23 protein-coding genes and 1 tRNA gene are annotated in these 24,606 nt (G+C 50.6%); 11 read left to right on the top strand and 13 right to left on the bottom strand.

Going from position 1 to position 24,606, the window contains the following annotated elements:
- Positions 1-26: 26 nt before the first annotated feature.
- The 4 genes from ACZ520_RS08415 to ACZ520_RS08430 form a co-directional block, all read right to left on the bottom strand.
- Positions 27-365: an ankyrin repeat domain-containing protein gene (locus ACZ520_RS08415; RefSeq protein WP_374032805.1), complete on the bottom strand. Its 339-nt coding sequence runs from the start codon at positions 363-365 to the stop codon at positions 27-29.
- Positions 366-1,337, bottom strand: a complete 972-nt coding sequence (locus ACZ520_RS08420) for a hypothetical protein (protein WP_464128117.1) — start codon at positions 1,335-1,337, stop codon at positions 366-368.
- 5 nt (positions 1,338-1,342) lie between these two features.
- Positions 1,343-2,140 (bottom strand): hypothetical protein, encoded by a 798-nt coding sequence (locus ACZ520_RS08425; RefSeq protein WP_374032807.1) that lies wholly within the window; start codon positions 2,138-2,140, stop codon positions 1,343-1,345.
- 253 nt (positions 2,141-2,393) lie between these two features.
- Complete coding sequence (locus ACZ520_RS08430; RefSeq protein ID WP_464128120.1) at positions 2,394-3,149, bottom strand: hypothetical protein; 756 nt, start codon at positions 3,147-3,149, stop codon at positions 2,394-2,396.
- A 106-nt stretch (positions 3,150-3,255) separates the two neighbouring features.
- Between ACZ520_RS08430 and ACZ520_RS08435 the strand changes: the two genes are divergently transcribed.
- Entirely contained in the window at positions 3,256-3,726 is a 471-nt protein-coding gene (locus tag ACZ520_RS08435) for a hypothetical protein (RefSeq protein ID WP_464128123.1), read from the top strand.
- Here the strand turns inward: ACZ520_RS08435 and ACZ520_RS08440 are convergent.
- Entirely contained in the window at positions 3,704-4,084 is a 381-nt protein-coding gene (locus tag ACZ520_RS08440; RefSeq protein WP_464128405.1) for a hypothetical protein, read from the bottom strand. The genes ACZ520_RS08435 and ACZ520_RS08440 overlap by 23 nt on opposite strands.
- Positions 4,085-4,248: 164 nt before the next feature.
- Here ACZ520_RS08440 and ACZ520_RS08445 point away from each other — a divergent pair, with 164 nt between their 5' ends.
- Positions 4,249-4,557, top strand: a complete 309-nt coding sequence (locus tag ACZ520_RS08445; RefSeq protein ID WP_464128126.1) for a DUF2834 domain-containing protein — start codon at positions 4,249-4,251, stop codon at positions 4,555-4,557.
- 181 nt (positions 4,558-4,738) lie between these two features.
- On the opposite strand, the gene ACZ520_RS08450 is transcribed toward ACZ520_RS08445, so the two are convergent.
- From ACZ520_RS08450 to ACZ520_RS08460, 3 genes are all read right to left on the bottom strand, one after another.
- Positions 4,739-4,830, bottom strand: a tRNA-Leu gene (locus tag ACZ520_RS08450).
- A 12-nt stretch (positions 4,831-4,842) separates the two neighbouring features.
- Positions 4,843-5,538 (bottom strand): RluA family pseudouridine synthase, encoded by a 696-nt coding sequence (locus tag ACZ520_RS08455; protein ID WP_464128129.1) that lies wholly within the window; start codon positions 5,536-5,538, stop codon positions 4,843-4,845.
- Positions 5,535-6,416, bottom strand: coding sequence for an HNH endonuclease family protein (locus ACZ520_RS08460; protein ID WP_416480745.1), 882 nt, complete (start codon positions 6,414-6,416; stop codon positions 5,535-5,537). The genes ACZ520_RS08455 and ACZ520_RS08460 overlap by 4 nt, the downstream gene beginning before the upstream one ends.
- Positions 6,417-6,722: 306 nt before the next feature.
- Here ACZ520_RS08460 and ACZ520_RS08465 point away from each other — a divergent pair, with 306 nt between their 5' ends.
- The 3 genes from ACZ520_RS08465 (at position 6,723) to ACZ520_RS08475 (ending at position 11,650) form a co-directional block, all read left to right on the top strand.
- Positions 6,723-6,917 (top strand): hypothetical protein, encoded by a 195-nt coding sequence (locus tag ACZ520_RS08465; protein WP_011164259.1) that lies wholly within the window; start codon positions 6,723-6,725, stop codon positions 6,915-6,917.
- 184 nt (positions 6,918-7,101) lie between these two features.
- The gene (locus tag ACZ520_RS08470; RefSeq protein ID WP_088565391.1) at positions 7,102-8,547 is read left to right on the top strand and encodes a TolC family protein; all 1,446 of its coding nucleotides are present in this window, start codon (positions 7,102-7,104) and stop codon (positions 8,545-8,547) included.
- Between the two features lies 1 nt (position 8,548).
- Positions 8,549-11,650, top strand: coding sequence for an efflux RND transporter permease subunit (locus ACZ520_RS08475; RefSeq protein WP_464128133.1), 3,102 nt, complete (start codon positions 8,549-8,551; stop codon positions 11,648-11,650).
- On the opposite strand, the gene ACZ520_RS08480 is transcribed toward ACZ520_RS08475, so the two are convergent.
- Positions 11,641-13,053 carry a protein adenylyltransferase SelO gene (locus ACZ520_RS08480; protein WP_464128136.1) on the bottom strand — a complete coding sequence of 471 codons (1,413 nt, stop codon included), beginning with the start codon at positions 13,051-13,053 and terminating at the stop codon, positions 11,641-11,643. The two genes, ACZ520_RS08475 and ACZ520_RS08480, sit on opposite strands and share 10 nt — an antisense overlap.
- A 98-nt stretch (positions 13,054-13,151) precedes the next feature.
- On the opposite strand from ACZ520_RS08480, the gene ACZ520_RS08485 reads away from it, so the two are divergent.
- Together ACZ520_RS08485 and ACZ520_RS08490 are read left to right on the top strand one after the other, a co-directional pair.
- Positions 13,152-13,628, top strand: a complete 477-nt coding sequence (locus tag ACZ520_RS08485; RefSeq protein WP_464128139.1) for a MerC domain-containing protein — start codon at positions 13,152-13,154, stop codon at positions 13,626-13,628.
- A gap of 194 nt (positions 13,629-13,822) precedes the next feature.
- The gene (locus ACZ520_RS08490) at positions 13,823-14,206 is read left to right on the top strand and encodes a high-potential iron-sulfur protein (protein WP_374032815.1); all 384 of its coding nucleotides are present in this window, start codon (positions 13,823-13,825) and stop codon (positions 14,204-14,206) included.
- A 118-nt stretch (positions 14,207-14,324) separates the two neighbouring features.
- Here ACZ520_RS08490 and ACZ520_RS08495 read toward each other — a convergent pair whose 3' ends face one another.
- Positions 14,325-15,989 carry an AMP-binding protein gene (locus ACZ520_RS08495; RefSeq protein ID WP_464128142.1) on the bottom strand — a complete coding sequence of 555 codons (1,665 nt, stop codon included), beginning with the start codon at positions 15,987-15,989 and terminating at the stop codon, positions 14,325-14,327.
- Between the two features lie 113 nt (positions 15,990-16,102).
- Between ACZ520_RS08495 and ACZ520_RS08500 the strand changes: the two genes are divergently transcribed.
- Both ACZ520_RS08500 and ACZ520_RS08505 read left to right on the top strand, forming a co-directional pair.
- Positions 16,103-17,251: a hypothetical protein gene (locus ACZ520_RS08500; RefSeq protein WP_464128145.1), complete on the top strand. Its 1,149-nt coding sequence runs from the start codon at positions 16,103-16,105 to the stop codon at positions 17,249-17,251.
- The gene (locus ACZ520_RS08505) at positions 17,241-17,711 is read left to right on the top strand and encodes a peroxiredoxin (RefSeq protein ID WP_038449085.1); all 471 of its coding nucleotides are present in this window, start codon (positions 17,241-17,243) and stop codon (positions 17,709-17,711) included. The genes ACZ520_RS08500 and ACZ520_RS08505 overlap by 11 nt, the downstream gene beginning before the upstream one ends.
- Before the next feature lie 114 nt (positions 17,712-17,825).
- On the opposite strand, the gene htpG is transcribed toward ACZ520_RS08505, so the two are convergent.
- On the bottom strand, positions 17,826-19,703 hold the full coding sequence (gene htpG / locus ACZ520_RS08510) for a molecular chaperone HtpG (protein ID WP_464128149.1): 1,878 nt from the start codon (positions 19,701-19,703) through the stop codon (positions 17,826-17,828).
- Between the two features lie 297 nt (positions 19,704-20,000).
- Here htpG and thrS point away from each other — a divergent pair, with 297 nt between their 5' ends.
- Positions 20,001-21,251: a threonine--tRNA ligase gene (gene thrS / locus ACZ520_RS08515; RefSeq protein WP_464128152.1), complete on the top strand. Its 1,251-nt coding sequence runs from the start codon at positions 20,001-20,003 to the stop codon at positions 21,249-21,251.
- A gap of 96 nt (positions 21,252-21,347) precedes the next feature.
- Positions 21,348-22,436: a DUF748 domain-containing protein gene (locus ACZ520_RS08520; protein WP_464128156.1), complete on the top strand. Its 1,089-nt coding sequence runs from the start codon at positions 21,348-21,350 to the stop codon at positions 22,434-22,436.
- Between the two features lie 67 nt (positions 22,437-22,503).
- Here the strand turns inward: ACZ520_RS08520 and ACZ520_RS08525 are convergent, their stop codons facing one another.
- Both ACZ520_RS08525 and ACZ520_RS08530 read right to left on the bottom strand, forming a co-directional pair.
- The gene (locus ACZ520_RS08525; protein ID WP_374032819.1) at positions 22,504-23,583 is read right to left on the bottom strand and encodes a tryptophan 2,3-dioxygenase family protein; all 1,080 of its coding nucleotides are present in this window, start codon (positions 23,581-23,583) and stop codon (positions 22,504-22,506) included.
- On the bottom strand, positions 23,580-24,605 hold the full coding sequence (locus ACZ520_RS08530) for a threonine aldolase family protein (protein ID WP_464128159.1): 1,026 nt from the start codon (positions 24,603-24,605) through the stop codon (positions 23,580-23,582). The genes ACZ520_RS08525 and ACZ520_RS08530 overlap by 4 nt, the downstream gene beginning before the upstream one ends.
- Position 24,606 lies beyond the last annotated feature (1 nt).

Consider the following 24,606-nt stretch of genomic DNA (forward strand, 5'->3'; position numbering starts at 1 on the left):
CGATTATGAAATTATGAAGAAGGTCCCTAGCGCAGGCGCAGAAATCGAAGAAAGCGTTCCAGCAAAGTATCAGAAGGCGAGAATTTCACAAGAATGTCGATAATTTCCTGTCGATTGAAGGCTTTGGCGGCCTGCAGTGGGGTCATGTTATCAAACTCGGACAGCAAGGTGGGGCTGGCTCCATTCTGAAGCAGGAACTTGGCGATTTCCAGATGACCATAGGTAATGCTGGCGACCAGAGCGGTGGAAAGGATTTCAGGATGCTGATAGTTGGGATCCACACCATTTTTGATATGGTATTGAACCAGTTCCATATTGCCGGTGGCGGCGGCGTTGTACATTTCTTTCCAGTCCCCAGCTGACATTTATTCTCCGATACTGCCTTGTGGAAGTCCCAGGGCGCTTTCGATGCGGGTTTGCATCAGGGCGCGCTCTGCGGACGTGGGCTCTTCGCCCCACTTCATCTTAAATCCTTCCAGTGCCTGACGGAAGGCATTTTTACCTTCTTCCAGTTTTACCTGGGGCATGACTTCATCCAGAGACTCTCGCTGTTGTTGCAGATCCTTGATCATGGTGTCGACCGTCTTGTTGATCTCGTCCTGATACTGGTCGTAAGAGCGTTCGATAATAAAAATAAAAATCAAGGCAAAGACCACGGGTTTATAGATCTTTGCAAAAGTGTTGTAGGCGTCCCGGTAGTTCTGGGATCTTAGAGCCACGGCGACTTCTTTTTGATGAGTGGTGTAGCCATCCCGGATGACCTTGAACATCAGTTCTTTGCTGATGGCTTTGTTGGGCATTTTCGGCAACCAGTACGGAATGCCGGCAAATTCCATGAGGCGGCTGTGCTGAAAGCGCCAGACCCGGTCCATGACTTTGGAAAGGGTACTTAACGTGGCCGGGTCGTGAGTCTGACCCCAGGTTTTCACCAGGCCTTCTTTCAGGATCTGTTCTTTAACGATCAGAACAGCGGATTCTTCCATTCGTTCCTGACCGTTCTTTTTTATCCAGCGGGAGGGGGCGTCTTTGGCGCCAAATAACAGGGTGCCCAATTCCACGGCCTGTCTTTCCAGGGTGGCCTGGGACGGGATGTTTTCGATTTCCAGTTGATTCAGAATCTTGCGAATCTTTCTTTTACGGCTCCACGACAGTGTGGAAGTGTGTTCTTGAATGGATTTTCCATTGAATAAATACTGTGAATTTTCGCGGTCAAGGGTCTCCAGAACCTCTTTAAGACTGGGAATGAAAACGGACTCGCAACGCATAGCTGCGCCTTGAGCCTTCACCGGAAGGCCCAGAGACAGCGTCAGCAAAAAGCACAGAGTCCGCTTCAGCATCAGGATTATTCCAGAACTGCGGCGGCCGTGCGCAGACTCATACGGGTTGCTTCAATTTCTTTCAAAACGGATTCAGCCTGAGAATCGCTCAAGCCTGCCACGATGCGGGTCAGGTTCCCGGCGCTCAGCAAAAGTCCGCCGATGACGACAGCTTTGTTGCTGTCTTTTTGAGTCAGGGAGTAGAACAGCAGAGCCGTTCCGATACCTTGAGACAGGTGTGCCAGCAGCTTTGTGCGGTCGGTGCTGTTTTCGTCCTGTTGATAGTCTTTCAGAGAGGCTTTCATGCCAGAGACTGAATCAGACAACTGATTTAGAATTGCAGACGCCTCTTTGCTTTGGCCGGCCTTGTTTGCAGCAATTTCTTTTTCGATGGCATCCAACTGGTCCGCAAGCGCTTTGGTGTCGACATCTTTTTTAAGCAGAGAGCTGCCTGTGCCCGTAACGATGGAGGTCATCGAAGCGACCAGGGAGCCCGCCACGGTGAACATTCCCAGCAGTCCGGATCCAGCAGTGCGGGATTTCACAGAGAAGTAAGAGATCACAGAAAGACCCAGGCCGGCAGCCGCACCAGCAATGGTCAAAGCATTGGTGATACCGCCAGAGTTGTCGCGGGCATCAATGGTTTTTGCTGTCTGCTCCAAAGCCGTGTCCAATTGAACAAGATTCGTTCTTAATGCCGAAATATTTTGTTGCGCCTGACTGATGGCTTGACCGGTAATTTCGGCTGTACGATCCACCTGAGCGAATGCAACGCTTTGGGAAATCATAACCGCGGCGACGGACAGGGTGATTGTTCTTTTCATGGGTTTCTCTCCTTTTTAAGGTTCTTATTTTCTCTGTCTCGAAATGAGACGAACGAGGGCTCTCTCTGCCAATGCGATAAATATTCAAGCTTTGGGCCAACTGCTTTGCATTTAGCAGCATCTGAGAGGGTGATTTTTGCGGGGAGGACAAAAAGGGCAACGGGCTGAAAACTTGCTTTCCAGCGATTGTTGTAATGGGAGTGGGTGGCGGAGATTGAAAAAGAAAAAGCCGCTGTTGAAGCGGCTTTTATTGTTAAGGCAATTTGTCGAAGGCTTCTTTCAGCTTCTGGGATTCCACCATCAACTGATGGCTGAGGGGATAGTTCGCCGGAGATCTTTCGCGGGTCAGTTGTTCCAGACGTCCCTGGATGCCTGCGATGTTCTGTCGCCATTCAAGCAGGGATTTTTTTACGGTTTCATGAGGCAGACCGTATTCCACCAGCACGCGGGCGCTGTAACACTGCCCGGGATTGCTGACCGTGTTTTCCCACAGCATGACAGCCGGAGCCGAGATCGTCTTTTGCGGTTGCGCCTGGTACTGGGCTGCAAAGGTGTCGTAGTTAAAGTAATCGGAGTTCACTGTATAGGCTGAACTCGGGTTGGCGTTGATCGCCAAAGAGTATCCGCCCATCTGTAAAGTTCCAACACCCAAAGAGCTCATCTGACGGCAGATCTGCCAGACGTTCACACGGTTGATCACCAGTCCCACTTGCGAGCTGTCAGCACGCAGAGTCTGGTTTTCTGTCAAAGAGTCATAGCGGTGGGCTTCCGTCATGCCACGCAAAGGGATGATGGCTTTAAGCTCGTTCAACTGGCGGTTGAGGAACTCCTGCTGGGTTGGGGATAAAGTGCTTTCGCGGTCGTGGGTGCGAATGGTGGAATCAAATGTGGCCATGACGAATTCATACTTTTGCTGGAATTCAGCCTTGATGGACGGGACTTCTTCTTCAGCCTTGGTGCAAGCAGTTAGAGCCAGAGCCGCGATCAGCAGCAGGTGTTGTGTCTTCATGTTGGTCTCCCTGTCTAAAACTATAGGCAAAGGATGGGGCATTGAGCAACCACTTGTGTCGGGAAAATGCAGGGCATAAGCTTGGCGCTGGTTGAGGATACAAGGTATGGTTGCATTGGTTTTTTCTTTGTTGTTGGGAGGCGGCGCTGTGGCCGCAGATGTTCCCGCGGGCTGCACATCTTCCCGTAATTTTTCCGCTGAAGCTTATAAAGTCTGGATCAGCAGTGGCATCAAGGCCGCAGCAAGCAAGGACGTGGCGGGGGCTCCCACTGTCGGTACCGGTCAGCGTATTGATTTGTCGTTGGTCTCTGGCGAGGCCAGCTCTGGTGGTTTTGTTAAATTCGAAGTCTCTGTGCCGGGTTTCTATATCATTGTATCGGATGCCTATCCACGCATGGATGTGACCGAACTGGCGTCGGGAACTTCTTTTAATCCAGTGGATTTTGGCAAAATCCGCGATTGCGGCACTTTGAGTAAAGCACTGCGCTTTGAGTTCACCAAGGCGGGAAGTTACAGCCTTGGTTTTGTGAGCAGTCGGGATCCGCGTTTGAATTTTATGATTTATAAGATGCCTTAGCCGAGACTGCAGTTTTTCCAAAGAAACTGCGGTACACCGACCACTCGATCAGGATGACTGCAAGCAGGACCAGAATTTCTGCCAACAGGAATAAATAACCCCAAACGGTGATTCCCTGCACCGTCATCATCACAGCCCCTGAAACAAGAATATAAAGAGCATTGGCAAACAGGATGGTTAAAAGCATCCACGGTTTTCGGCTTCGCAGTTTGTAGCATCTAAACGAAAATACACAGTAAATAAGCGGGAACGTCGCTAAGAAATAAAGAACATTCGGCTGAAGCCCTGTCCAGCTAGACAAGAACGGCAAAAAACCCGCCGTTAGAGCCAGGCTTAATAAAGCGCCGAGTGCATCCATCAAGAAAATATTCTGAGTATTCAAAAACCTAAGATTCACCCAAAGACCTCTTTAAGAACTTATCATGGATGCGATTCTTTAGTTTGTTGAGTTTAAAATTACGTCTGGCCTGTGATGTCGGATTTTAATCTTGTTTGTGAATTGTTAACCCCATAGCATGAGGTATGCGCAAAATATGGATTTTCTTTGCTGTGTTGGGGACTGTACTTCCATTTTACTATCTGGTTCCGTTCTTTATGGAGCCGGGAGCAAGCGTTTCTCTTTTTCTAGAACAATTATTTGCAAACAGCGTATCCAGATTTTTCGCAGTTGACCTGGTCATCTCGTCAGCAGCATTCCTGCTATGGTCATTCTTTGATTCCAAGAAAAACAATATCAACGGCTGGTGGATGATTCTGGCAGCTAATTTGATGGTAGGCCTGTCACTAGCCCTGCCAATGTATTTCTATAAGCGCAGCTCTTCCCCAAAGTAACCAAGCATCACGCCTTCCACTCGCAACTTGAGTGGAAGCGCCATTCCCTCTCCAAATTTCAAGTTCCGCAGGCCTTTGTAGCCAACACGAAGCCAATGAAAAATCATTGAAGCAATCAATAAACAAAATGAAACGGAAGACAAAAAGAACGAGGACTGTCCGAAGAAATTTGGAGAGGGAATGGTGCCCCGGGCCGGACTTGAACCGGCACGCCCGTTTAAACGAAGCCCAGGATTTTAAGTCCTGTGCGTCTACCGATTTCGCCACCGGGGCACAAGGGTCAACTCAATCATTTTTGGAGTGAAACGTCAATGTCTTCATGAATTGCGCCATATCCGCAGGCATTGCACATTCTATACGCACAAATTCTTGGGTGAACGGGTGAGTGAATTCCAGTGCATGAGCATGCAGCATCAGTCGCGGCGCCACGGGATTTTTCGGTGCCTGATAGATGTCGTCCCCATAGATGCCCATGCCACGATCAGCGAGGTGCACTCGGATCTGGTGCATGCGTCCAGTTAAAGGTTGCGCCTCGATCAGTAAAGCTTCGGGAAAGACCTCAAGCTTGCGGAACTTGGTGTAGGCACGATCGCCTCCGGACTGGGTGCGAACCATCTTGGTTTTTTTTAGTTTGTTGTCCTTCATCTCCTCCAGATGATTGTCGACTTCCCATGCGTCCGCCGCCTTTTGGGTTCTTTTGGTCAGGCAAAGATAGGTTTTTTGAATCTTGTGAGTTTTGAACAGATCTGCCAGAGGTTCGTTGGCCTCTTTGGATTTGGCAAAGATCATCACCCCGGAAGTGTCCCGGTCCAGACGGTGGTGCAGGGCCAGATAGAAGTCATTGCCTCGTTCGCTGCGCAACTGGTTTTTCAGGGACGTAAAGAAGTCCAAGCGGCTTTTATCAACAGTGGCTTGGGAAGGCATGCCTGCCGGCTTGGCGGCGGCAAGAAAGTAATCGTCTTCGAAAAGGATCTCGATCATCTTTTGTTGATCATGCAGAAATCAAGATTGCCATTGATGTATTCACGCTGGCTCTCAAGTTCGGCTTTGCTGAATTTGAAGTCAGAGGCCTTGCAGCCATAGTTGGTCACCACGTCGTGGATCGCCTGAACTTCATCCATGGTCATATTCAGTTTCCAGATCAGCTTTACAGCCAGCCAGTCACGGACGTACTGACAGCGGTAAGCAAGATTGGATGGCAGGTATTTGTCTGGAGCACGGTCACCCTTGGACATATTGGCGCTGGCGTCTGCGGCAATCAGATGGTTTTTGTAGCCCATATAGTTCGCATACAGGCAGCGGGTTTTGTAATCCCATTGCCACGCTCCGGATATGTAGGCGTTTTTCAAAGGAACCATGTGATCAATTTGAATTTCTTTGGCGACGACAACTTCTTTGCCTGCGTAAGGATCGTTCCAGTGGCCGGCGTCCACCACACACTGCCTGTTGCCGCGGTAGGTGACTTCCTGATTGGAATCGCGAACCAGAACTTTTGCGCGGGTGTTCATGCACGTGTCGTCCGTGGGATCATTGATCCAGCGGCCGAAGTGAAGTTTGCGCATGTACTTTTCTTCTGGAGCCGGTGGAGCTTCTTCGTGAAGAGTCCATTTCAGAAGGTTGATGACCACTTTTTTCAGGCCCTGAATGAACTGTTGAGGTCCGAATTCAGGGGAGTACTCCATAAAAGAGTATTCGTTTCTGCGAGTGGTGTCTGATTCCAGGTTGTCCTCATCCACTGTGAAGAATTCGTGGGCGGGAGCGGCGGTTGCGGGGGCTGCATAAACAGGTGCTGCGGACATTGCGACCATTACCATGGTCACAAACTGCAAGCTGACTGTCTTCAGTTTTAAGTGTTTCATTCTCGGTTCCCCCTCCGCGAATCGGACCCATTAAGCCCCAGATCGGAGGTAGTTTCAACAATTCATTTTGTCAGGATTTGGTTCAATCTAGCCACCTTGCATTAAGTTCCCGATGGGACGTTTAAATGCCGTAAGTTTGCGCATTTTTAAAGGAATTTTCGTCTGAATAGGCGGTAAAAATGGAAAAAACTTGGCGCAAATTGTCACTGTTTTTGCGGTTTGAGGGCCAGAAGCCGGGGTGTTTGCTTGCCCTGTGATGAAGGCTCTCGCTAAGCTTAAGGCTCACTATTTTGGAGGATCGGTTCCATGAAAATGCTTTTGCTGTCATCTGTTTTGGTTTTGGGTTTGGCTTCTTGTGCTCACAAAGCACACAACCACGAAAATTGTGGCTGTGGTGGGGCGAAAGCTGAAAAGTCCGCTTGCTCGGGCACGGAGTGCGCTACGAAAAAAGGTGGATGTGCTGATTGTGCAAAAAAGGAAGAGGCTGCTGCAGCAAAATAGTGCAGTGAAAGCTCAAATCTCAATTTGCTTTCAAAACCCCGCTGGTAGCGGGGTTTTTCATTTTCAGGCCCATGAATTTACGCACCCCCGTCGGATTGAAACCAAATAATGAAATGTTTTGATTTGGATAGGCCCCTAAATTAGGTTTTCTTTCGTAGTTTGTATTTCGGAAGGAATTTGAAAAATGAAAAAGGGCGCCCTTGTAGGACTTCTGCTCGGACTGTGGCAACCGCAAGCACTGGCGATGAATCTTCAGGATTATCTTCAGGCTGTCGTTAATAAAAACAAATCCATTCAGGCTTTTGATGTTTCCAAAGAGGCGGCGGAAGACCGCCGTGTTTCCGGTGACATTGAGCTGGTGCCTGTTTTCACTGCGGGCGTGGGCTATCTGAATGACAAAAGCCCGCTGGGTCAGTTCGCGCAGTTGGGGGGAACCCAGACCACCGCAACAGATCTGAAACTGGGTCTGGCGAAAAGATTCTCTTCGGGCACTGATGTGGCCCTGACGGCCAACGCCACGGAAGTTGAAAATGAAGGGGCGCTGCTAAATCCGAATTTCCAGAAGTTCTCTTATGGGTCATTGGGTTTGGGTTTAAGTCAGTCGCTGTGGAAGAACTCTTTTGGTAATGCCACTCGGCTGCGCCAGGATCGCCAGGAAGCGGTCGCGACGGCGGAGGTCGGCAAGTTTGACCTGCAGAAAAAAGTTCTGCTGGTCAGTGCGGAAGCGGCTTATTGGGATTACGTCTATCAGTCTGAAAACCTGCGTATCGGCCGGGCTTCGTTGGAGCGCGCCCGTCGCATTGAATCCTGGACTCGTCGCCGTGTGAACGATGGTATCAGTGACCGTGCGGACCTGTTGTCGGCCCAGGCCCTGGTGGCTGCACGTCAGTTGCAGCTTGTGTCTGCGGAAGATGATCTGGCAGCGGCAAAAAGACAGATCCGTGACTACCTTGAGCTTCGTGATGACGAAGCGATGCCGGAAATCTCCGGTGATATTTCCCGTTTGCGCTCTTTGAATTCCATGGTGGATGGCAACGGGGGCAAGGTCGTGGCGCTGGAAGCTTATCTGGCTTCCCTGAATGCCAAGGCGATGTCCCTGGTGGCAAAAGAGACCGAGGACGTCTATCGTCCGGATCTGGTGCTTTCAGGTGCCTACAACACCAACAACTTTCAGCCGGACAAGAGCATTCCGGATGCAACCTCGAAATGGACAGACAACAAGCTTCCGACCTGGAAGGTGGGGTTGAACCTGATTTATATGTTCGACACGGACGTGAAGGGCTCGGCAAAATCCGCTGCGCGCAAGGATGCCTTGGCTGCCCAGTTGCAGAGTGAAAGAAAAATTCTGGACAGCGAAAGTGCGTGGATCGAGCTGAATCGTCGTTATTCTGAAATGAACAAACGCATTGAGTCCGCGGGACAAATCGCGCGCCTGCAGACGGATGCCGCCAAAGCGCAGGCTGATCTGTTCAACAAAGGCCGTTCGATCACAGCCAATGTGATCAATGCCGAAGAAGATGCCGCCGATGCGGAACTGACTTTGACCAAACTGAAATCTGAGCAGAGAAAAATGGAAGCTCAGGCCCGCTTGTTCGTCACTTTGGATGAAAACAACCGGGAGGAGAAATAATATGAATTTGCCTGGTCTGTCGATCAAACGACCTATTTTTATTTCCTGTATTGTGATCCTGATGCTGATTCTGGGGGCGTTCTCGCTGCGCAAAATGCCGGTGGATATGTTCCCGGATGTGACCTTCCCGATTTTGTTCGTGCAGGTGACTTATCCAGGGGCTTCGCCTTTGGATCTGGAAAAGCAGGTTTCAAAACTTATTGAAGATGAAGTCGGCAGCATCTCGGGTCTGAAAAATCTCAGATCCAACAATCTGGACAGTGTTGCCGTCATCGTTCTGGAATTCCAGTTGGGGACAGACATCAAAGAGGTCGAGCAGGAGGTGCGGAACCGCATCGGCAATATCCGCCGTGACCTGCCTTCAGAGATCTATGAACCTGTGATCCGACGATTTGACCCGGCCGATCAGCCGATTGTGACTTTGGCTGTGACCACGGAGCTGGATGAAGGCGCGGCCTATGATCTTGCCAACGAAGTCATCAAGCCGCGTTTTGAGCGTATCAAAGACGTGGGGCAGGTGGACATCTTCGGTGGTCGCAAGCAGGAGATTCACGTTCTGGTGGACAAGAACAAACTGCAGGATCGCAAGATCTCAATGTTGCAGGTGTCCCAGCGTGTGATCGACACCTCCAAAGACATTCCAATTGGTAAAATTGAAAACCCGAAAGACGAAACCACCCTGAGAACCAACGGGGAGTTTGAATCCCTGAAGCAAATTGAAGAGGTGAACGTCAATTTTGTGGGTTCAGACAAAGCCATCCTGGTGAAGGACGTCGGTCGTGTTGTGAAAAGTCTGGAAGACCAGAAAACCATGGGTCGCGTGAAAGGAAAGCGCGCCCTGTTGATGAACGTGTACAAACAGCGCGGTGCCAACACGGTGGCGGTGGCTGAGGCGGTAAAAAAGAACATTGAAACCGTCAATGCGATGCTAAAGGAAAAAGGCCTGAAGGGCACTGTGACGATGGTGCGCGACACGTCCCGTCCAATTCAGATGAACGTGTATGACGTGAAGGAATCCATCATCATCGGTATCATTCTGTGCGTGATCGTGGTGTTCTTCTTCCTGGGGTCGGCGCGTTCGACCTTTATTACGGCCATGGCATTGCCAAACTCCCTGCTGGGTGGTTTTGTCATTATGTGGGCTATGGGTTTTTCCATCAACCTGATGACTTTGCTGGCGCTTTCTTTGGCCGTGGGTCTTTTGATCGATGATGCGATCGTGGTGCGGGAAAATATCTTCCGACACCTGGAAATGGGCAAAAAGCCGAAAGATGCCGCTTTGGATGGAACCAAAGAGGTTGCGATGGCCGTTATTGCAACCACTCTGGTTGTTATCGCGGTGTTTGGTCCGATTTCCTTCCTGCAGGGGATCGTAGGGCAGTTCTTCAAGCAGTTTGGTTTGACGGTTGTCTTTACGATGTTGATTTCCCTGTTTGATGCCTTCACGGTGGCGCCGATGTTGTCGGCATATATGGCGCACCCGAATGAACACGTCAAAGGCACCGGCATTGTCGGCCGCATGCTGACGGCCTTTGACAAGTTCCAGACCTGGTTAGAGGACTGGTATGAAAAAGCTTTGAAATACACCCTGGGGAATCCGAAAAAGATTCTGGCCGGAGGTGTGATTATCTTTGTGGCCTCTTTGGGCACGTTGGCCTTCATCCCGGCGACGTTCCTTCCGGCGGCGGATAACGGAGAGTTCGTGGTGAATGTGGAGCTTCCGGTGGGAAGCTCTTTGATGGCGACAAGCACGTTCACGGAAAAAGTGGAGAAGATCTTAGAAAATGACCCGGCAGTGGACATGGTGATGACGATTGTTGGTAACTCCAATAACGAATCCAACAAATCCATGATGTTCATCAGACTGGTCGAGCGCAAACAGCGCAGCATGAACACGACAGACTATAAAGAGTCCCTGCGCAAAAAGTTCCCGCAGTTTGAAAAAGACGCCAATGTATCCATTGGTGATATCGATGCGGTGAACTCGGGTGAAAAACCTCTGAATGTGAATATTCAGGGTGAGGATCTGGATCAGTTGAATGCCTATGCCACGAAATTGGTTGAGCGCATGAAAAAGATCCCCGGCCTGGTGGATGTTGATACGAATTTCCGTTCCGGCAAGCCGGAATTCCATGTGGTGTTTGACCGTAAGAAATCTGAGGCTTTGGGTGTTTCCACGGTGACGGCGGGGGCCGAATTGCGCAACCGCACCGAGGGTAACGAGCAGGCGATCTATCGTGAAAACGGTATCGACTATAAAATCCGCGTGCGTTTCGAGGAGTTGTTCCGTGATCTGCGCAGCCAGTTCAACACGACCCTGGTGCCGAATGCGAACTACAACATGATTCCGCTTTCACGCATTGCTCAAGGGGAGAATGCTTCAGGCTTCTCTCAGATCAATCGTATGAACAAAGGTCGTTACATCCAGATTTCCGGAAACCTTGCCAAGGGCGGGGCGCTGGGGAACGTGTCGGCGGAAGTTGAAAGAATCATCAAAAAGGAAATGCCGCCACCTCCGGGTGTGGACTTTGCCTTCAAAGGTCAGGCGGATGACTTTAAAGAGCTGATTGAAAACATGCTTCTGGCAATCATCCTGGGTGTGACATTCATCTATCTGGTTTTGGCGAGCTTGTATGAAAGCTTCATCACGCCATTCACGATCTTGCTGGCATTGCCGCTGGCGATGACCGGTGCCTTCCTGGCGTTGCTGATCTTTGGCAAGACCATCGACATCTTCTCGCTTATCGGGATTGTGTTACTGCTGGGGGTTGTGGCGAAGAACTCGATCCTGCTTGTGGATTACACCAATCAACTTATTCATGAGGGGATGGAGCGTAATACGGCGATCCTGAAGGCCTGTCGCACGCGTCTTCGTCCGATTCTGATGACGTCTTTGGCGTTGATCGCCGGGATGATTCCAATTGCGATCGGACTGAATGAAGCTTCGGCGATGAGAACATCCATGGGTGTTGCCATCATCGGTGGTTTGATCAGTTCAACATTGCTGACGTTGTTGATTGTTCCTGCGGCCTTTGGTTTCGTGGAAGACTTTAAAGCGTGGTTCCGCGCCAAGCTGGCTAAGCTGGCAGGCTATCAGCCGTAAAGTCCCCGGAAGCTGCGTATTTCAAGCAGCTTCTGTTCAAACGGTCCCCAGTCGTCTTGGGTGGCGATGGGGGCCCACAAAGCCTCCAGCTCATCAATGACGAGTGCACACGCTTTGCCGGTTTGCAGGTAGCTGTGGCAGGCTTTGTCTTCATCATCAATTTCAAAGCACGACAGGGTTTCGCTTAATTTTTTAAAGGACTCTTTCTGGTAAAGGTCTTTTTGCACGGATCTTTGCAGACGCTCCGGTAAAGCCCCGGAATGCAGGTCATAAAGGGTCTGTTCAAAGGCGCATTTTTCTGTATCCATAAACTGGAAAACGCCTGAAACAAGCTCCGCATTCAGTTCGTGAATGGCGGTGATTTCCTGCAATGGATTTTTCAGGTTCAGTCTTTTCAACAGCCGATTTTGCACTTCAACGTTAAAGGCATCACCGAACTCCTCCAGAAGCTCCGGGACGGGGAGTTCAGGATAGGCGACTTTCAGGGCGCCACCCAGTTGATGCAGATTCCACAGGACAGCCGAGGGCTGACGGCCAAAGCAATAAAGGCCGCTTTGATCAAAGTACGCTGCCGTGAACGCCGGATCATAAACCGGCAGGAAGCGGTACGGACCATAATCGAAACTTTCCCCGGTGATGTTCATGTTGTCGGTGTTTAATACGCCGTGAACAAAACCCGCCATCATCCAGGCGGCGACTGTTTCAGCGGTTTTTTGGGAAACAGCACGCAGGAATTCTGCGGCAAGCTCGGCTTCGCTGAAGCCGGCAAGACTTGGATAGTAATGGCGCACGCAATATTGAATTAATTTTTTGATGTTGTCGGTCTGATTGAAAAAGGCCAGACGCTGGAAAGTTCCGAAGCGGACATGGCTGTGGCTGAGTCGAACCAAAACGCCGGCGCGTGTGGGGGACGGTTCATCATGCCGTTCCAGGCTTTCTCCGGTTTCAAAGACCGAGAAGGTTTTGCTGGTGTTGACTCCATAGGACTGAAGAAGCTCTGTCGCCAGGATTTCGCGGAAGGCGCCCTTCAGGGTCAGACGTCCGTCACCCCGGCGGGAATACGGGGTTGTGCCGCTGCCTTTGGTTCCCAGATCCAGCAGTCGATGGTCATCGCGCACTTGCGCAAAAAGAAAGCCCCGTCCATCGCCCAGATCCGGATTGTAGCTGCGGAATTGATGACCATGGTACCGCAAAGCCAGCGGTGTTTTTATATTCTGAGGAAGGCTCTCAAAGGCCCAGAAGTGCTTTTGCCACTCCTGCGGTGTCAGCAGGCCCAATCCTACGCTTTCAGCAGCGTCCTGGTTGCGATATCGCAGTATGGCCTTGGGAAATGCGGCAGGGCGGACTTCATCGTAGAAATCAGGCCCCAGTTCGTAAATAGGAGGAATGAATGGATTGCTCACCTGTTCCTTATCTTCTTTTCCAAGGGGAAACGCAAAAGGTAATCTAGTTGACAGTAACTTGCATTTAGGAGACAACTGGGGTTCCAAAGGCGGTATCCGTGGACGAAACAATCCTGAATCCAAATTCTGTAAACTCCGGCAAATCACATGATTCCTGCTGCGAGGTGGATCACACTCAGCACGAGGTCTTTGAAGAAAAGACGCTGACCTGGGACCGTATCGGGATTGTGCTGTCTTCATTGTGTGCGATTCACTGTCTGGCCACGCCGTTGTTGATTCTGCTTTTGCCTGTCATGGGAGAGGTCTTTCACGCAGAGTGGGTGCACATCCTGATGGCGGTGGTGATTTTGCCAGTGGGCCTTTTTGCGTTCTGGAGTGGTTACAAGCATCACCGCCAGGTGAAGGTGCTTTCGTTGGGAGTGCTGGGTTTGGCGATGATTTGTGCGGCCTCGGTTCTGCCGCATGAGTGGGTGGAAGTGATGGAGCACGATGCGGTCACCATCATCGGAAGCTTTGTTTTGATCACAGCGCACGTGCTGAATCGTCGCGCCTGCCTTTGCCATAAGCACGCTTAATCATTCACCGGGCGATGGTCCAAAGTCGCCCCTGTCAATGCCACTATTTGTGGCAGACCATGCAGCATTTCGTTGCGATTTTCATAACTTAGGTCAGATTTTTTCGCTGCAAGGCTGTCATTTGCCTTCTTTCCAATTGAAAACCAAGTGATTTCAGGTAGTGTCTAGTTGAAAACCAAATGATGGAGGCATCAATGACTGAGACGAATATGAATCGCCGTGGTTTCTTCACGACTCTTGCGAAAATCACCGGTGTGGCTGTAGTTGCGCCAACAATGTTGAACGCTATTTTCTCTTCTTCCGCTGAAGCTCAAAAAAAACGTGGAGCTCCTGCAGCAGGTGGCGCGGCCGCTGGTGGCATGGCATTGGTTGATCCTAACGACTCTGTAGCAAAAGCAGTAAAGTACGTTGAAGACTACAAAAAAGCTCCAGAAGCCAAAGGCAATCACTGTGTGACTTGCGGTTTCTACGCTAAAAAAGAAGTTCGCAACGGCAAAGAAGCCGGCACTTGCACCATCTTCGCTGGCAAATTGGTTCTTGGCGACGCTTGGTGCGCATCCTGGAATAAAAAGGCGTAAGCGGGCTTGGCCCGGCAGAGCTGAGGTGCCAGCAGGCACTTCAGCTGAAGCAGCTTAAAATAAAAAAAGCCTGATAAGTTTCCTTATCAGGCTTTTTCTTTTTTAATTTCGTCAGAATCTATTTTGCATTATCGCGCAAAGCACGGCGCAGGATTTTTCCGACATTCGTTTTCGGAAGTTCTGTGCGGAACTCCACCAGGCGTGGAACTTTATAGTTTGTCAGGCTCTTGCGGGCGTGAGCAATCACATCTTCCGCAGTCAGGTTTGGATCTTTTTTCACAACAACCGCTTTCACGATTTCACCAGAGTGCTGATCCGGCACACCGATCGCCGCCACTTCCAGAACTCCAGGGTGGGATGCAATCGCTTCTTCCACTTCGTTCGGATAAACGTTAAAGCCCGAGACAAGGATCATGTCTTTTTTGCGATCCACGATCTTAAAGAACCCATCATTGTCAGCCACAGCCACGTCACCCGTTTTCAGCCAGCCATCATTCAGAACCTGCGCTGTTTCATCCGGACGGTTCCAGTAACCCGCCATCACCTGAGGACCGCGGCACACCAGTTCACCCGGTTCGCCCATCGGGACCTCTTTGCCATCATCATCAATCAGCATGATGTCAGTGCTTGGGAACGGCAGGCCGATCGTGCCCACGCGGTCGGTGCCGTCAATCGGGTTGCAGCACACAACCGGAGAAGCTTCCGTCAGGCCGTAACCTTCCACGATCACGGATTTGGTCAGCTCCATCCACTTTTCAGCCACCGGTTTTTGCAGGGTCATCGCGCCGGCGACGCTGACTTTCACGCGAGAGAAGTCAATCGTGGTGAAGGCCGGATTGTTCATCAATGCATTGAACAAAGTGTTCACGCCAGCCATCACGGTGAATGGAGTGTTTTTAAGTTCTTTGATGAAGCCAGGAATGTCGCGCGGATTCAGGATCAGCACGTTCTCGCTTCCGTAGCGCAAAAGCCCCAGACAGTTCAGAGTCAAAGCAAAGATGTGATACATCGGCAAGGCTGCAATCGCGACTTCTTCACCTTCACGCAGTTTGGGCTTCATCCAGTCACAGATCTGCAGCATGTTCGCCGCGACGTTTCTGTGTGTCAGCATCGCACCTTTGGCAACGCCCGTTGTGCCGCCGGTGTACTGAAGGAAGGCGATGTCTTCAAGGTTTGTCGGAACTTTGGAAGAAGGCTTCATCGCGCCCAATTCCAAAGCCTGACGGAAGGTGTAAGCTTGTGGCAGGTGATAAGCTGGAACCATTTTCTTGATGTACTTCACAACCGAGTTCACCAGGATTCTTTTCGGAGTCGGGAACAGGTCGGCCACTTCAGTGATCACAACGCTTTCAATGTCTGTCTCTTTCAGGATTTCCTGAAGCAGGTGAGCATAGTTTGCCAGAATCACGATGGCTTTGGCGCCCGAGTCCTTGAACTGGTGACGCATTTCTTTGGCCGTGTACAGCGGATTGGTGTTTACAATGGTCAGGCCCGAACGCAAAGCTGCAAAGGCCACGATCGGGAATTGCAGAAGATTCGGCATTTGAATGGCGATGCGATCGCCTTTTTTCAACTTCAGTTCGTTTTGCAGGAAAGAGGCAAACTGATCCACTTTGCGATCCAGGTCGCTGAAGGTGAGGCTGACTCCCATGCTGGTGAAAGCTTTTTTGGACTGGAATTTGCCGATGGCTTCTTCATAGACATCCACCAGTGATCCATATTTGGAAAGATCCACCTCGTGGGGAACGCCTTTCGGGTAATTCTTAAGCCAAATTCTTTCCATGAGAACCTCCTGCAAAAGTGCTTCAATTTGATTCTTAGAAAGTTTAGAGTAAAGATTCAAACGAGGTAAAGTAAATTCTTGTTTTCACAGGGCCTATTTGCAAGACTCTAGATATGAAGCTTTGCCGCCTGATTATTCTTCTGTCTGCCGCGCTTATTGCCGCATTGGGGCTTTCCTCCTGTTTTGGGAAGAAAGAAGAAGCGCCTGTCGAGAAAGAAAAAGTCGTCAAAGTGCTTACTCCGAAGGCAGAAGACACCTCGCACAGAGATAAAAGTCTGGATGTTCTGGTGCGCTATCTGGCTGAGGCCGACGGTATTCACCGTGAGGCGTGGTGGGTTTTGACCGCAGCGCGCCCACCGATCAGTAAATCCCCCTTCGGGAAAGTTCAAAGAGCTTTGTTGGCCTCACAAAACATCAAGTTGACGAACAAATCAATGTTTCGCTGCGACCGCTACGTCGTAAAGCGTGATATTTTGGGTCTTTTGGGTTACCCGCAAAAGGGCGAGGTTTTTGAAAAATGCAGCGACAAAGCCGAGGCCAAGCGCATTGCCAGCTTTGATGTCCCGAAAGAGGGCGAAATGAATCTGGTTTTCTATCCCGAAAATTTGCAGGAGGTCCTGGGGCTGGGGGCCGGCATTCTGAACAGGCAGATTCACTGTTCCCTGAAGGGGAAGGAAAAGCTGGAAAGCTTGAATTGTAAAGACTGGGCGCAGGATCGCAGCAAAGAACAGATGATCCGCCTGGATGTTTACGACTACCAAAAGTCCGGTAAAAATCTGATCAAATTGCGCGGAAAAGTTTATGAGAATCTGACCGACATCCGCAAGATTGAAGCTGATGTTCCGATGGAAGGAAAGATCACCGTCACGGAAACAGAGCTGTACGCTCCGGAAGAGCCGCCTGTGGCTCCAGCGCCAGCACCGGGATCTTCTCCCGCTCCGGGGGCGCCAAAGGCGGGTGGGCCCGTGCCAATGCCGTCAGGCCCGGCGCCGGTTGGCAGTGAACCTCTGCATCCGGGAAATCCAGAACTTGGAATGCCCGCAGGACGTGATGTCGATCCAGACGTGTTATTGCAGCGTCAGCGCAGTCAGAATCCAGGAATGGACATGATTGAAGTGCCGGAAAACACCGATCCTTCGAATGAAGGCTTCCCGGAAGGATATGATCCCAACAATCCGCCGGTGCCGGAGCCGCAGGATGAATCACAGCAACAACAATTACCACCGCAAGAACAACCACAAGGAATTCCGAATGGCCGCTAAAATTGAACTTGGTAAAAAAGTCCCTAACTTTAAAATCCCATCCTCCAGCGGAGAAACGTTGAGTCTGTCTTCTTTGAAAGGCAAAAAGGTTGTGCTGTATTTTTATCCGAAAGACAGCACGCCGGGCTGTACGACCGAAGGCATTGAGTTTAATGACCTGCTGGCGCAGTTTAAAAAGCAAAATGCCGTGGTCTTTGGTGTTTCCCGCGACAGTTTGAAATCCCATGACAAGTTTATCTGCAAGTATGACTTTAAGTTTGAACTATTGTCTGATGAAGACGAAGAGCTTTGTCAGTTGTTTGATGTGATCAAAGAAAAGAACATGTACGGCAAGAAAGTAATGGGCATTGAGCGCAGCACTTTTGTTATCGACGAGGACCAGAAGCTTGTCGGGGAGTTTCGTAAAATCAAAGCACAAGGCCACGCGGCCGAGATGCTGAAGTTCATCAAAGATTTGTAAATCCATAAATGAAAAAGGGCTCCTGACGGAGCCCTTTTAGTTACTTCAGCTTGCGCGGCCATCTACACTCCGGCTTCGCCGGAGTAGCGGCGTTCCAGCTCTGCCCCTGGCGGGCTAGTGTTTCGTGCTGTCTGCGGCCTGCACCATCAGCTCCGCGATTTGCTGAGAAAACTTCACTGGGTCGGGAAGGTTGGAGCCTTCGGTCAACAAAGCCTGAGCATAAAGAATTTCTGCCCATTTGGTCTGTTGTTCCGGAGAAGCTTTCAGCATCTTTTCAAACACAGGGTGGTTCGGATTGATTTCCATGATGCGTTTGACCTGCTGGCCAGCGTATTCTTTCCCCATTTGCGCCATCAGTTTCTGCATGTGCGCAGAAGGGTCAGCGGACGATGCCACCAGGCACGCCGGGGTGTTGGTCAGGCGATCAGAAAGTACGACGTCTTTCACGTCGCTTTCCAAAGTCTTTTTCATGGATTCCAAAACCGGCTTCAAAGTGACTTCGGCCTGTTTCTTTTCCTGTTCTTTCTGCTGTTTTTCTTCAGCCGTGTCCAGGTCCAGACCTTCACGCATGATCGATTGCAACTTTTTGCCTTTGAATTCGCTCAAAGCATCCACAACCCATTCATCCACCGGGTCGACCAGCAACAGCACCTCAAAGCCTTTTTCTTTCAGCTTCTCAAGGTAAGGGCTGTTTGAAACCTGGGACAGGGAATCACCCGTGATGTAGTAAATGTCTTTCTGCGCTTCTTTCATGCGCGACACGTATTCATCCAAAGTCGTCATCTTGTCAGAGGACGTGGAATGGAACAGCAGCAGATCCTGCAGTTTTTCTTTGTTAGCCGCATCGGATGGCAGACCTTCTTTCAGGGTCGCACCAAATTCAGTCCAGAAGTCTTCGTAAGCAGAACGCTCTTTGCTTAAAAGGTCTTTCAAAGTGGAAAGAGCTTTGTTCGTCACGTTCTTGCGGATCTGCGTGACCTGACGGTCCTGCTGCAGCAATTCGCGGGATACGTTCAAAGACAGGTCACTGCTGTCCACCAGGCCTTTTACAAAGCGTAAGTAAGGCGGCAGCAGGTCTTTGCAGTCAGCCATGATGAACACGCGCTTGATGTAAAGGCTCAGGCCGTATTCCATGTCGCGCATGTTGTAGTTCCATGGTTTTTTGCCCGGGATGTACAACAATGCATTGAACTCCATCGTGCCTTCGGCGCGATAGTGAACCGTGCGCAGAGGCTCGTTCCAGTCGTGAGTCAGGTGCTGATAGAATTCTTTGTATTCCTCTTTGCTCACTTCAGAAGGGGATTTCAACCACAGAGCTTTTTGCGAATTCAGGGTTTCTTCCTCGGTTTCGCCCATCATCTTGATCGGGTGAGCGATAAAGTCAGAATATTTTTTCACCAGGGATTTTAGAATCCATTTGTCGGTGAAATCCTGAACTTCGTCTTCCTCTTTGAAGTTTTTCATGTGCAAAGTGATGGTTGTGCCTGTGCCTTCCGGGCGCGGTACGTTGTCCAAAGAATAAGTGCCATCACCCATGGACTCCCACACGGTGCCGTCATTGCTGCCGGCTTTTTGAGTGTGCAGGGTCACGCGGTCCGCGACCATAAAAGCAGAATAGAAGCCCACACCGAACTGACCGATCAGTTCCGGTTTGGTTTTCATTTCCGCATTCATCTGCATGAAGGCTTTTGCGCCCGAACGCGCGATAGTGCCGATGAACTCGACAACTTCTTCCTGAGTCATGCCGATACCGTTATCGATGATCTTCAGGGTTTTGCTTTCGGTGTTTGGTTCCAGACGGATCGCGGGCTGCCAGTTTTCCGGTAGCAGAGTCGGGTGAGTCAAAGAGTTGAATTTCAGTTTGTCGATCGCATCAGATGCGTTGGACAGAAGTTCGCGCAAGAAGATCTCTTTATGCGAATAAAGGGAGTGGATCACGATATCCAGAAGTTGTTTGATTTCTGCGTTAAAGTTTTGAACCTGCTTGGCCATGGTTTCTCCTTAATAATGCACTCAATTTGGGGCCGAGAAGCGGGTTTGGCAAGGTCAGGTGCGGGTATTTCTTATGGGAAATCTAAAAAAGTTCGATTGGTCCGGCCAGGAAGCTTTGTGTTATCGTCGTTTTTATGAGTTTTGACCAGTCTTTCAACCTCATTTCTGCTTTCGCCACCACGGTGACCACCCCGTAGGGGTCTATATTCTATTGGCCGCCCAACTTGCGGCCCCGACGCATTTTTCCTTATTTATTTTAAAATTTTAAAATCCGCAGAAGCGGAGAGAGATTTATTTATGTCTTCCTTTAAAAAAGGACAGGCCGGGGCCTGTCATGTCCAAAAAGATCATCGTGAGTTAAACCAGGAACTTTCCTATTTTCACAGTGACGAATCTATCGGAGCGGGGCTTCCTTTGTGGCTGCCCGCCGGGGTGGTGATTCGCGATGAACTTGAAAAGCTGGCGCGGGAAATGGAGTTTTTGGCCGGGTATCAGCGCGTGGTCAGCCCGCATCTGGCCAAAGAGGATCTGTATCATCAGTCGGGGCATCTGCCTTACTATGAAGACTCCATGTATCCGTCCATGGACCTTGAAAATGTGCGCTATCGCCTGAGGCCCATGTGCTGCCCGCACCACCACAAAATCTTTTCTGCGAAACTGCGCAGTTATCGTGATCTGCCGCTGCGACTGGCTGAATACGGTCAGGTGTATCGTTACGAAGGCTCGGGCGCACTGTCCGGTCTTATGCGCGTGCGCGGGCTTTGTCAGAATGATGCCCATCTTTACGTGCGAAAAAATCAGGTGAAAGAAGAAATTCACAAGGTTCTTGTCATGTATCAGCAGGCCTACCGGATTTTGGGCATCTCGAATTATCGTCTGCGCCTGTCGCGCGGAGTGCAGGCGGGCGAGGCCTCGGAAAAATATGTCGCCGATCCCCAATGGGATTGGGCCGAGGGGATTTTGCGAGAGGTTTTGCTTGAAAGCGGTCTGTCGTTTTTCGAGGCTCCGGGAGAAGCTGCGTTTTATGGGCCCAAGATTGATGTGCAGATTATGTCCGTGCATGGCAAAGAGGAAACTGCCTCGACTGTGCAAGTCGACTTTATCAGTGCCGAGCGCTTTGATTTGTCCTTCATAAATGAAGAAGGCCACAAAGAGCGCCCGGTGATTTTACACCGGGCGCCGCTGGGTTCTCACGAGCGCATGGCGGCCTTGCTGATTGAGCAGTATCAGGGAGCCTTTCCGTTGTGGCTGTCACCGGAGCAAGTTCGCATTGTGCCCCTGGCAGATCGTCATCAGGAGGCGGCTGAAAGTCTTCGCTTGCTGTTACATAATTCTTTTGTGCGGGTCAGTGTCGACAATCGCGCCGAAGCCCTGTCACGCAAAGTGGCCGAATGCTGGCAGGCGAAGGTGCATTCCGTCGTGGTGATCGGCGATAAGGAACTGCAGTCAGGTCACTTCAGTCTGCAGCGACGGGGGCAGTCGTCGCAAAGTGTGTCGTCTGAAGAATTGCTGTCCCTGTTGCAGAGTGAAATTCGCGACAGGAAGTAGTGTCAATGCTCAAAAACGGGACCGGATTCTTTCGCATTGGGACGGGGGAAGTCATAATGATGTTTTGGGTCTTGGTCCCGGGATTGGGAGGCGGCGATGAAGTATATCAACAGATTGGGTCCGACGGGGAAAGTGATTCTGGGGGTTGTGTTAGTGCTGATTGTGGTGCGGATATTTCTGCCCACGGGAATGAAGTATGCCATCAACTGGTATCTGGGAAATAAAATGGAAAACTATGAAGGCCGCATCGAGGATTTTGATCTGGCCTTATACCGCGGAGCTTATCAGATCGAAGGTCTGAAGATCTGGAAAAAAGGCGCCAGTCCTGACCAGGCATTGATTGCCGCGGATCAGTTGGATTTGTCTATTGCCTGGCGGGGGATTCTTAAAAAAGAGTTTCTGGGGGATTTGTCCGTTCACGGTGCAAGGATCAGCCTGAGTGACAGTAAAGACGAAAAGAAAGAGGATCTTGGTCAGGGGCAGGACTGGCGAACGGTCTTTAAGAAACTGATTCCCATCACGCTGGAGTCCGTGAAAATTGCCGACAGCTCTTTTCGTTTTCTGAACCGGGATTTTAAAGTCCCCGTGGATGTGAAAGTGGACCGCATCGAAGGGCGTATCGACAACATCCGCAATACCGAAGACAATAAAGACCCTTTGCCGACACGGGCTGCGGTGGTCGCGCGCATGCAGGGACATGCGGATTTGAAAGGCAAGGCCCGTCTGAATCTGCTTTCCAAAGTTCCCAGCTTTGATACCGATGCCCAGTTGCAGAATCTGAAGCTGCAAACCTTGAACGAGTTTTTTATGGCCTATGGACCTTTCACCTTCACCAAGGGGCAATTCAGTTTGTATGTTGAAAGTGTCAGTCGTGATGGACGGATCAAGGGTTATGCAAAGCCTTTTATCAAAGACCTGGATGTCATTGATGACAAAGAGTCCTTTAAAAGCATGGGACGTGCTTTTAACGAAGTGGGGCTGGCCCTGGTGAATCTGATTTTACGGGATGGGGACAGTAAGACACTGGGCGCCCGGATCGAATTTGAGGGCGCTTCCAAAGCGCCCAGCATCGATAAATGGGGCGCCTTTTGGTCGTCCGTTCAAAACGGTTTCTTCGAAGCGATCAAACAAAGCCTTGAGCACTCCATTTCCCCCAAAGACCTAAAGAAGCAGAAGTCGCCGTAGCGGCTAATTTCGGCAGCCGCCGAAATTAAAGCCAGCGTAAGCTACTCCGGCTTCTCCGGAGGGCAAGTCAGTAATGGAAGCTCATGCGGTCGGCGATCGCTTTCGGCAGGGGCGGAACCTGAGAACGTGGAATGAAGAACGTGGTCAGGTTGAAGAAGTCTCCAAAGATTTTGTGCTTCGCGGTCGCATCGGCCAGATACTTGTGACCGCTGGATCCGCCGGTGCCGATTTTCTGGCCCAGCATGCGCATCGCCATCAAAGCGTGGCGGTAACGCCAGGTTGTCATCGTTTCATCGATATCCAAAAGTGCACGGATGATACGGAACGGAGTCTGTAAAATCGGCTGGTCCCGGTGCAACTGGATCAGCAGGGCTGCGTGCATGGCCTTATAGCTCAGACGGAACTGACCTTCGGCGCGAAGTTTGTTGAACGCCTGTTCGTCAAACAAGGCATCAAAGCTTTTCAGAGTTTGTTCAAGACCGGCAACCGTGCGGGTTTTTTCCTCGTCTGGCAAACGAGGATTGTTTTTCACAGTGTTGATGTCGTCCTGGAACATTTTGTTCACGGCTTCTTTGTAGGAATCCCAGAAGTTGAAGTTTTCACCCTGCAGGAACGGTGTGCGCTCCAGCCATTTTTCAACGGAATCATGCAAGGAAGGCTGATTCATGATGTTCATCATTTCGCCCTGTTGGGATTCGCTCAAGGATTTATAAAACGGGGACTGGTTGTAAGCCAGACGATCTCCGATGCGAAGACCCAGTTTGGTTTCAATCAAACGCCATTGGAAGCTTTGGAAACCGGAGGCCGGGTAAAGCATGTCGCGGAAATCCAGGAAGTCCAGAGGGGTCATGGTCTCAAGCACATCCACCTGACCAATGATCAGTTTCAGGATGCTGACGATGCGCTCTAGGCGCGCGCTGGCAATGCCCATTTCGGATTCCGCCACAGTGGGCTTTTGGAACGTGGCAAGAACGGAGTCCAATTCAAAAAGAATCTGTTTGAACCAAAGTTCATAAGTCTGGTGCACGATAATGAATAGCAGTTCGTCGTGAGCGGGTTTTCCGTACTCGGTGCTTTTCGGGTGCTGGGCATTCAAAAGTGGGTTCAGGCCCAGATAGTCGTGATAGTGAACCGGAGGGTATTTCATAGACGTTGCTCCTTTAAAAGTGCGACGAAACCATCGATATCCGATTTTTGCGTGTCCCAGGAGGTCATCCAGCGACATTCAAAGGTGTTTTCGTCCCAGACATAGAAAAAATAATGTTCCCGCAGTGGTTTCACCCAGTGGCTGGGAATGGTCGCAAAGACGGCATTGCTTTGTGGAACTTCACGCACGGTCACACCCGCAAGGCCCTTGCACTGGTCATAAAGGTACAGCGCCATGTGGTGGGAATGCTCAGCGATCTGCTGCCACAGACCATCCTTGAAGTAGGCTTCGAACTGGCAGGCGATAAAGCGGGTCTTGGAAGGAAGCTGGGCGCTTTGTTTGCGGATGTATTTAAAGTCCTGAGCCAGGTCCTTGTTCAGGATCACAACCGCTTCACCCATCATCAGACCATTTTTGGTGCCGCCGAAAGAAACCACGTCCACGCCCAGGTCGGTGGTGATTTCTTTGAAGGTCTTTTTCAGGTACAGGGCCGCGTTGCTAAGTCTGGCACCGTCGATATGCACCAGCAGTTTTTTCGACTTCGCCCAGGCGATCAGGCTTTTCATTTCATCCACAGAATAAGCAGTTCCCAGTTCTGTGGGTTGAGTCAGGCTGAGCACCTGCGTCTGGGAGTAATGCTGATCACCACGGCGGATGAAGGCTTTTTCAAGTTCATCAACCGAAAGCTTTCCGTTGTGGGAAGGCAGGGGCAGCAGTTTGCAGCCACTCAAAAACTCAGGTGAACCGCATTCATCCACATTGATGTGAGCGACGTCCGAACAGAAGACCGACTGCCAGGGTCGAGCCATAGCTCGTAAAGCGGTGACGTTCGCGGCGGTGCCATTGAAAACAAAGAAGACCTGAGCTTCTTTGCCGAACTGATTTTTGAATTCAGTCACCGCGCGCTCGGTCCATTCGTCGGTCCCATAGGCCGGAGCGTGCTCGGTGTTGGCATCAAGGATTGATTGCAGAATCCGTGGATGGACACCGGCATGATTGTCGCTGCCAAACCCGCGTTTCATG

Source organism: Bdellovibrio sp. BIS2 (genome assembly GCF_055398295.1).

What these genes read in the sequence shown, in the direction of transcription:
- ACZ520_RS08415 (WP_374032805.1), bottom strand. Translation starts at nt 365, where the DNA reads ATGTCAGCTGGGGACTGGAAAGAAATGTACAACGCCGCCGCCACCGGC.
- ACZ520_RS08420 (WP_464128117.1), bottom strand. Translation starts at nt 1,337, where the DNA reads ATGCTGAAGCGGACTCTGTGCTTTTTGCTGACGCTGTCTCTGGGCCTT.
- ACZ520_RS08425 (WP_374032807.1), bottom strand. Translation starts at nt 2,140, where the DNA reads ATGAAAAGAACAATCACCCTGTCCGTCGCCGCGGTTATGATTTCCCAA.
- ACZ520_RS08430 (WP_464128120.1), bottom strand. Translation starts at nt 3,149, where the DNA reads ATGAAGACACAACACCTGCTGCTGATCGCGGCTCTGGCTCTAACTGCT.
- ACZ520_RS08435 (WP_464128123.1), top strand. Translation starts at nt 3,256, where the DNA reads ATGGTTGCATTGGTTTTTTCTTTGTTGTTGGGAGGCGGCGCTGTGGCC.
- ACZ520_RS08440 (WP_464128405.1), bottom strand. Translation starts at nt 4,084, where the DNA reads ATGGATGCACTCGGCGCTTTATTAAGCCTGGCTCTAACGGCGGGTTTT.
- ACZ520_RS08445 (WP_464128126.1), top strand. Translation starts at nt 4,249, where the DNA reads ATGCGCAAAATATGGATTTTCTTTGCTGTGTTGGGGACTGTACTTCCA.
- ACZ520_RS08455 (WP_464128129.1), bottom strand. Translation starts at nt 5,538, where the DNA reads ATGATCGAGATCCTTTTCGAAGACGATTACTTTCTTGCCGCCGCCAAG.
- ACZ520_RS08460 (WP_416480745.1), bottom strand. Translation starts at nt 6,416, where the DNA reads ATGAAACACTTAAAACTGAAGACAGTCAGCTTGCAGTTTGTGACCATG.
- ACZ520_RS08465 (WP_011164259.1), top strand. Translation starts at nt 6,723, where the DNA reads ATGAAAATGCTTTTGCTGTCATCTGTTTTGGTTTTGGGTTTGGCTTCT.
- ACZ520_RS08470 (WP_088565391.1), top strand. Translation starts at nt 7,102, where the DNA reads ATGAAAAAGGGCGCCCTTGTAGGACTTCTGCTCGGACTGTGGCAACCG.
- ACZ520_RS08475 (WP_464128133.1), top strand. Translation starts at nt 8,549, where the DNA reads ATGAATTTGCCTGGTCTGTCGATCAAACGACCTATTTTTATTTCCTGT.
- ACZ520_RS08490 (WP_374032815.1), top strand. Translation starts at nt 13,823, where the DNA reads ATGACTGAGACGAATATGAATCGCCGTGGTTTCTTCACGACTCTTGCG.
- ACZ520_RS08495 (WP_464128142.1), bottom strand. Translation starts at nt 15,989, where the DNA reads ATGGAAAGAATTTGGCTTAAGAATTACCCGAAAGGCGTTCCCCACGAG.
- ACZ520_RS08500 (WP_464128145.1), top strand. Translation starts at nt 16,103, where the DNA reads ATGAAGCTTTGCCGCCTGATTATTCTTCTGTCTGCCGCGCTTATTGCC.
- ACZ520_RS08505 (WP_038449085.1), top strand. Translation starts at nt 17,241, where the DNA reads ATGGCCGCTAAAATTGAACTTGGTAAAAAAGTCCCTAACTTTAAAATC.
- htpG (WP_464128149.1), bottom strand. Translation starts at nt 19,703, where the DNA reads ATGGCCAAGCAGGTTCAAAACTTTAACGCAGAAATCAAACAACTTCTG.
- thrS (WP_464128152.1), top strand. Translation starts at nt 20,001, where the DNA reads ATGTCTTCCTTTAAAAAAGGACAGGCCGGGGCCTGTCATGTCCAAAAA.
- ACZ520_RS08520 (WP_464128156.1), top strand. Translation starts at nt 21,348, where the DNA reads ATGAAGTATATCAACAGATTGGGTCCGACGGGGAAAGTGATTCTGGGG.
- ACZ520_RS08525 (WP_374032819.1), bottom strand. Translation starts at nt 23,583, where the DNA reads ATGAAATACCCTCCGGTTCACTATCACGACTATCTGGGCCTGAACCCA.
- ACZ520_RS08530 (WP_464128159.1), bottom strand. Translation starts at nt 24,605, where the DNA reads ATGAAACGCGGGTTTGGCAGCGACAATCATGCCGGTGTCCATCCACGG.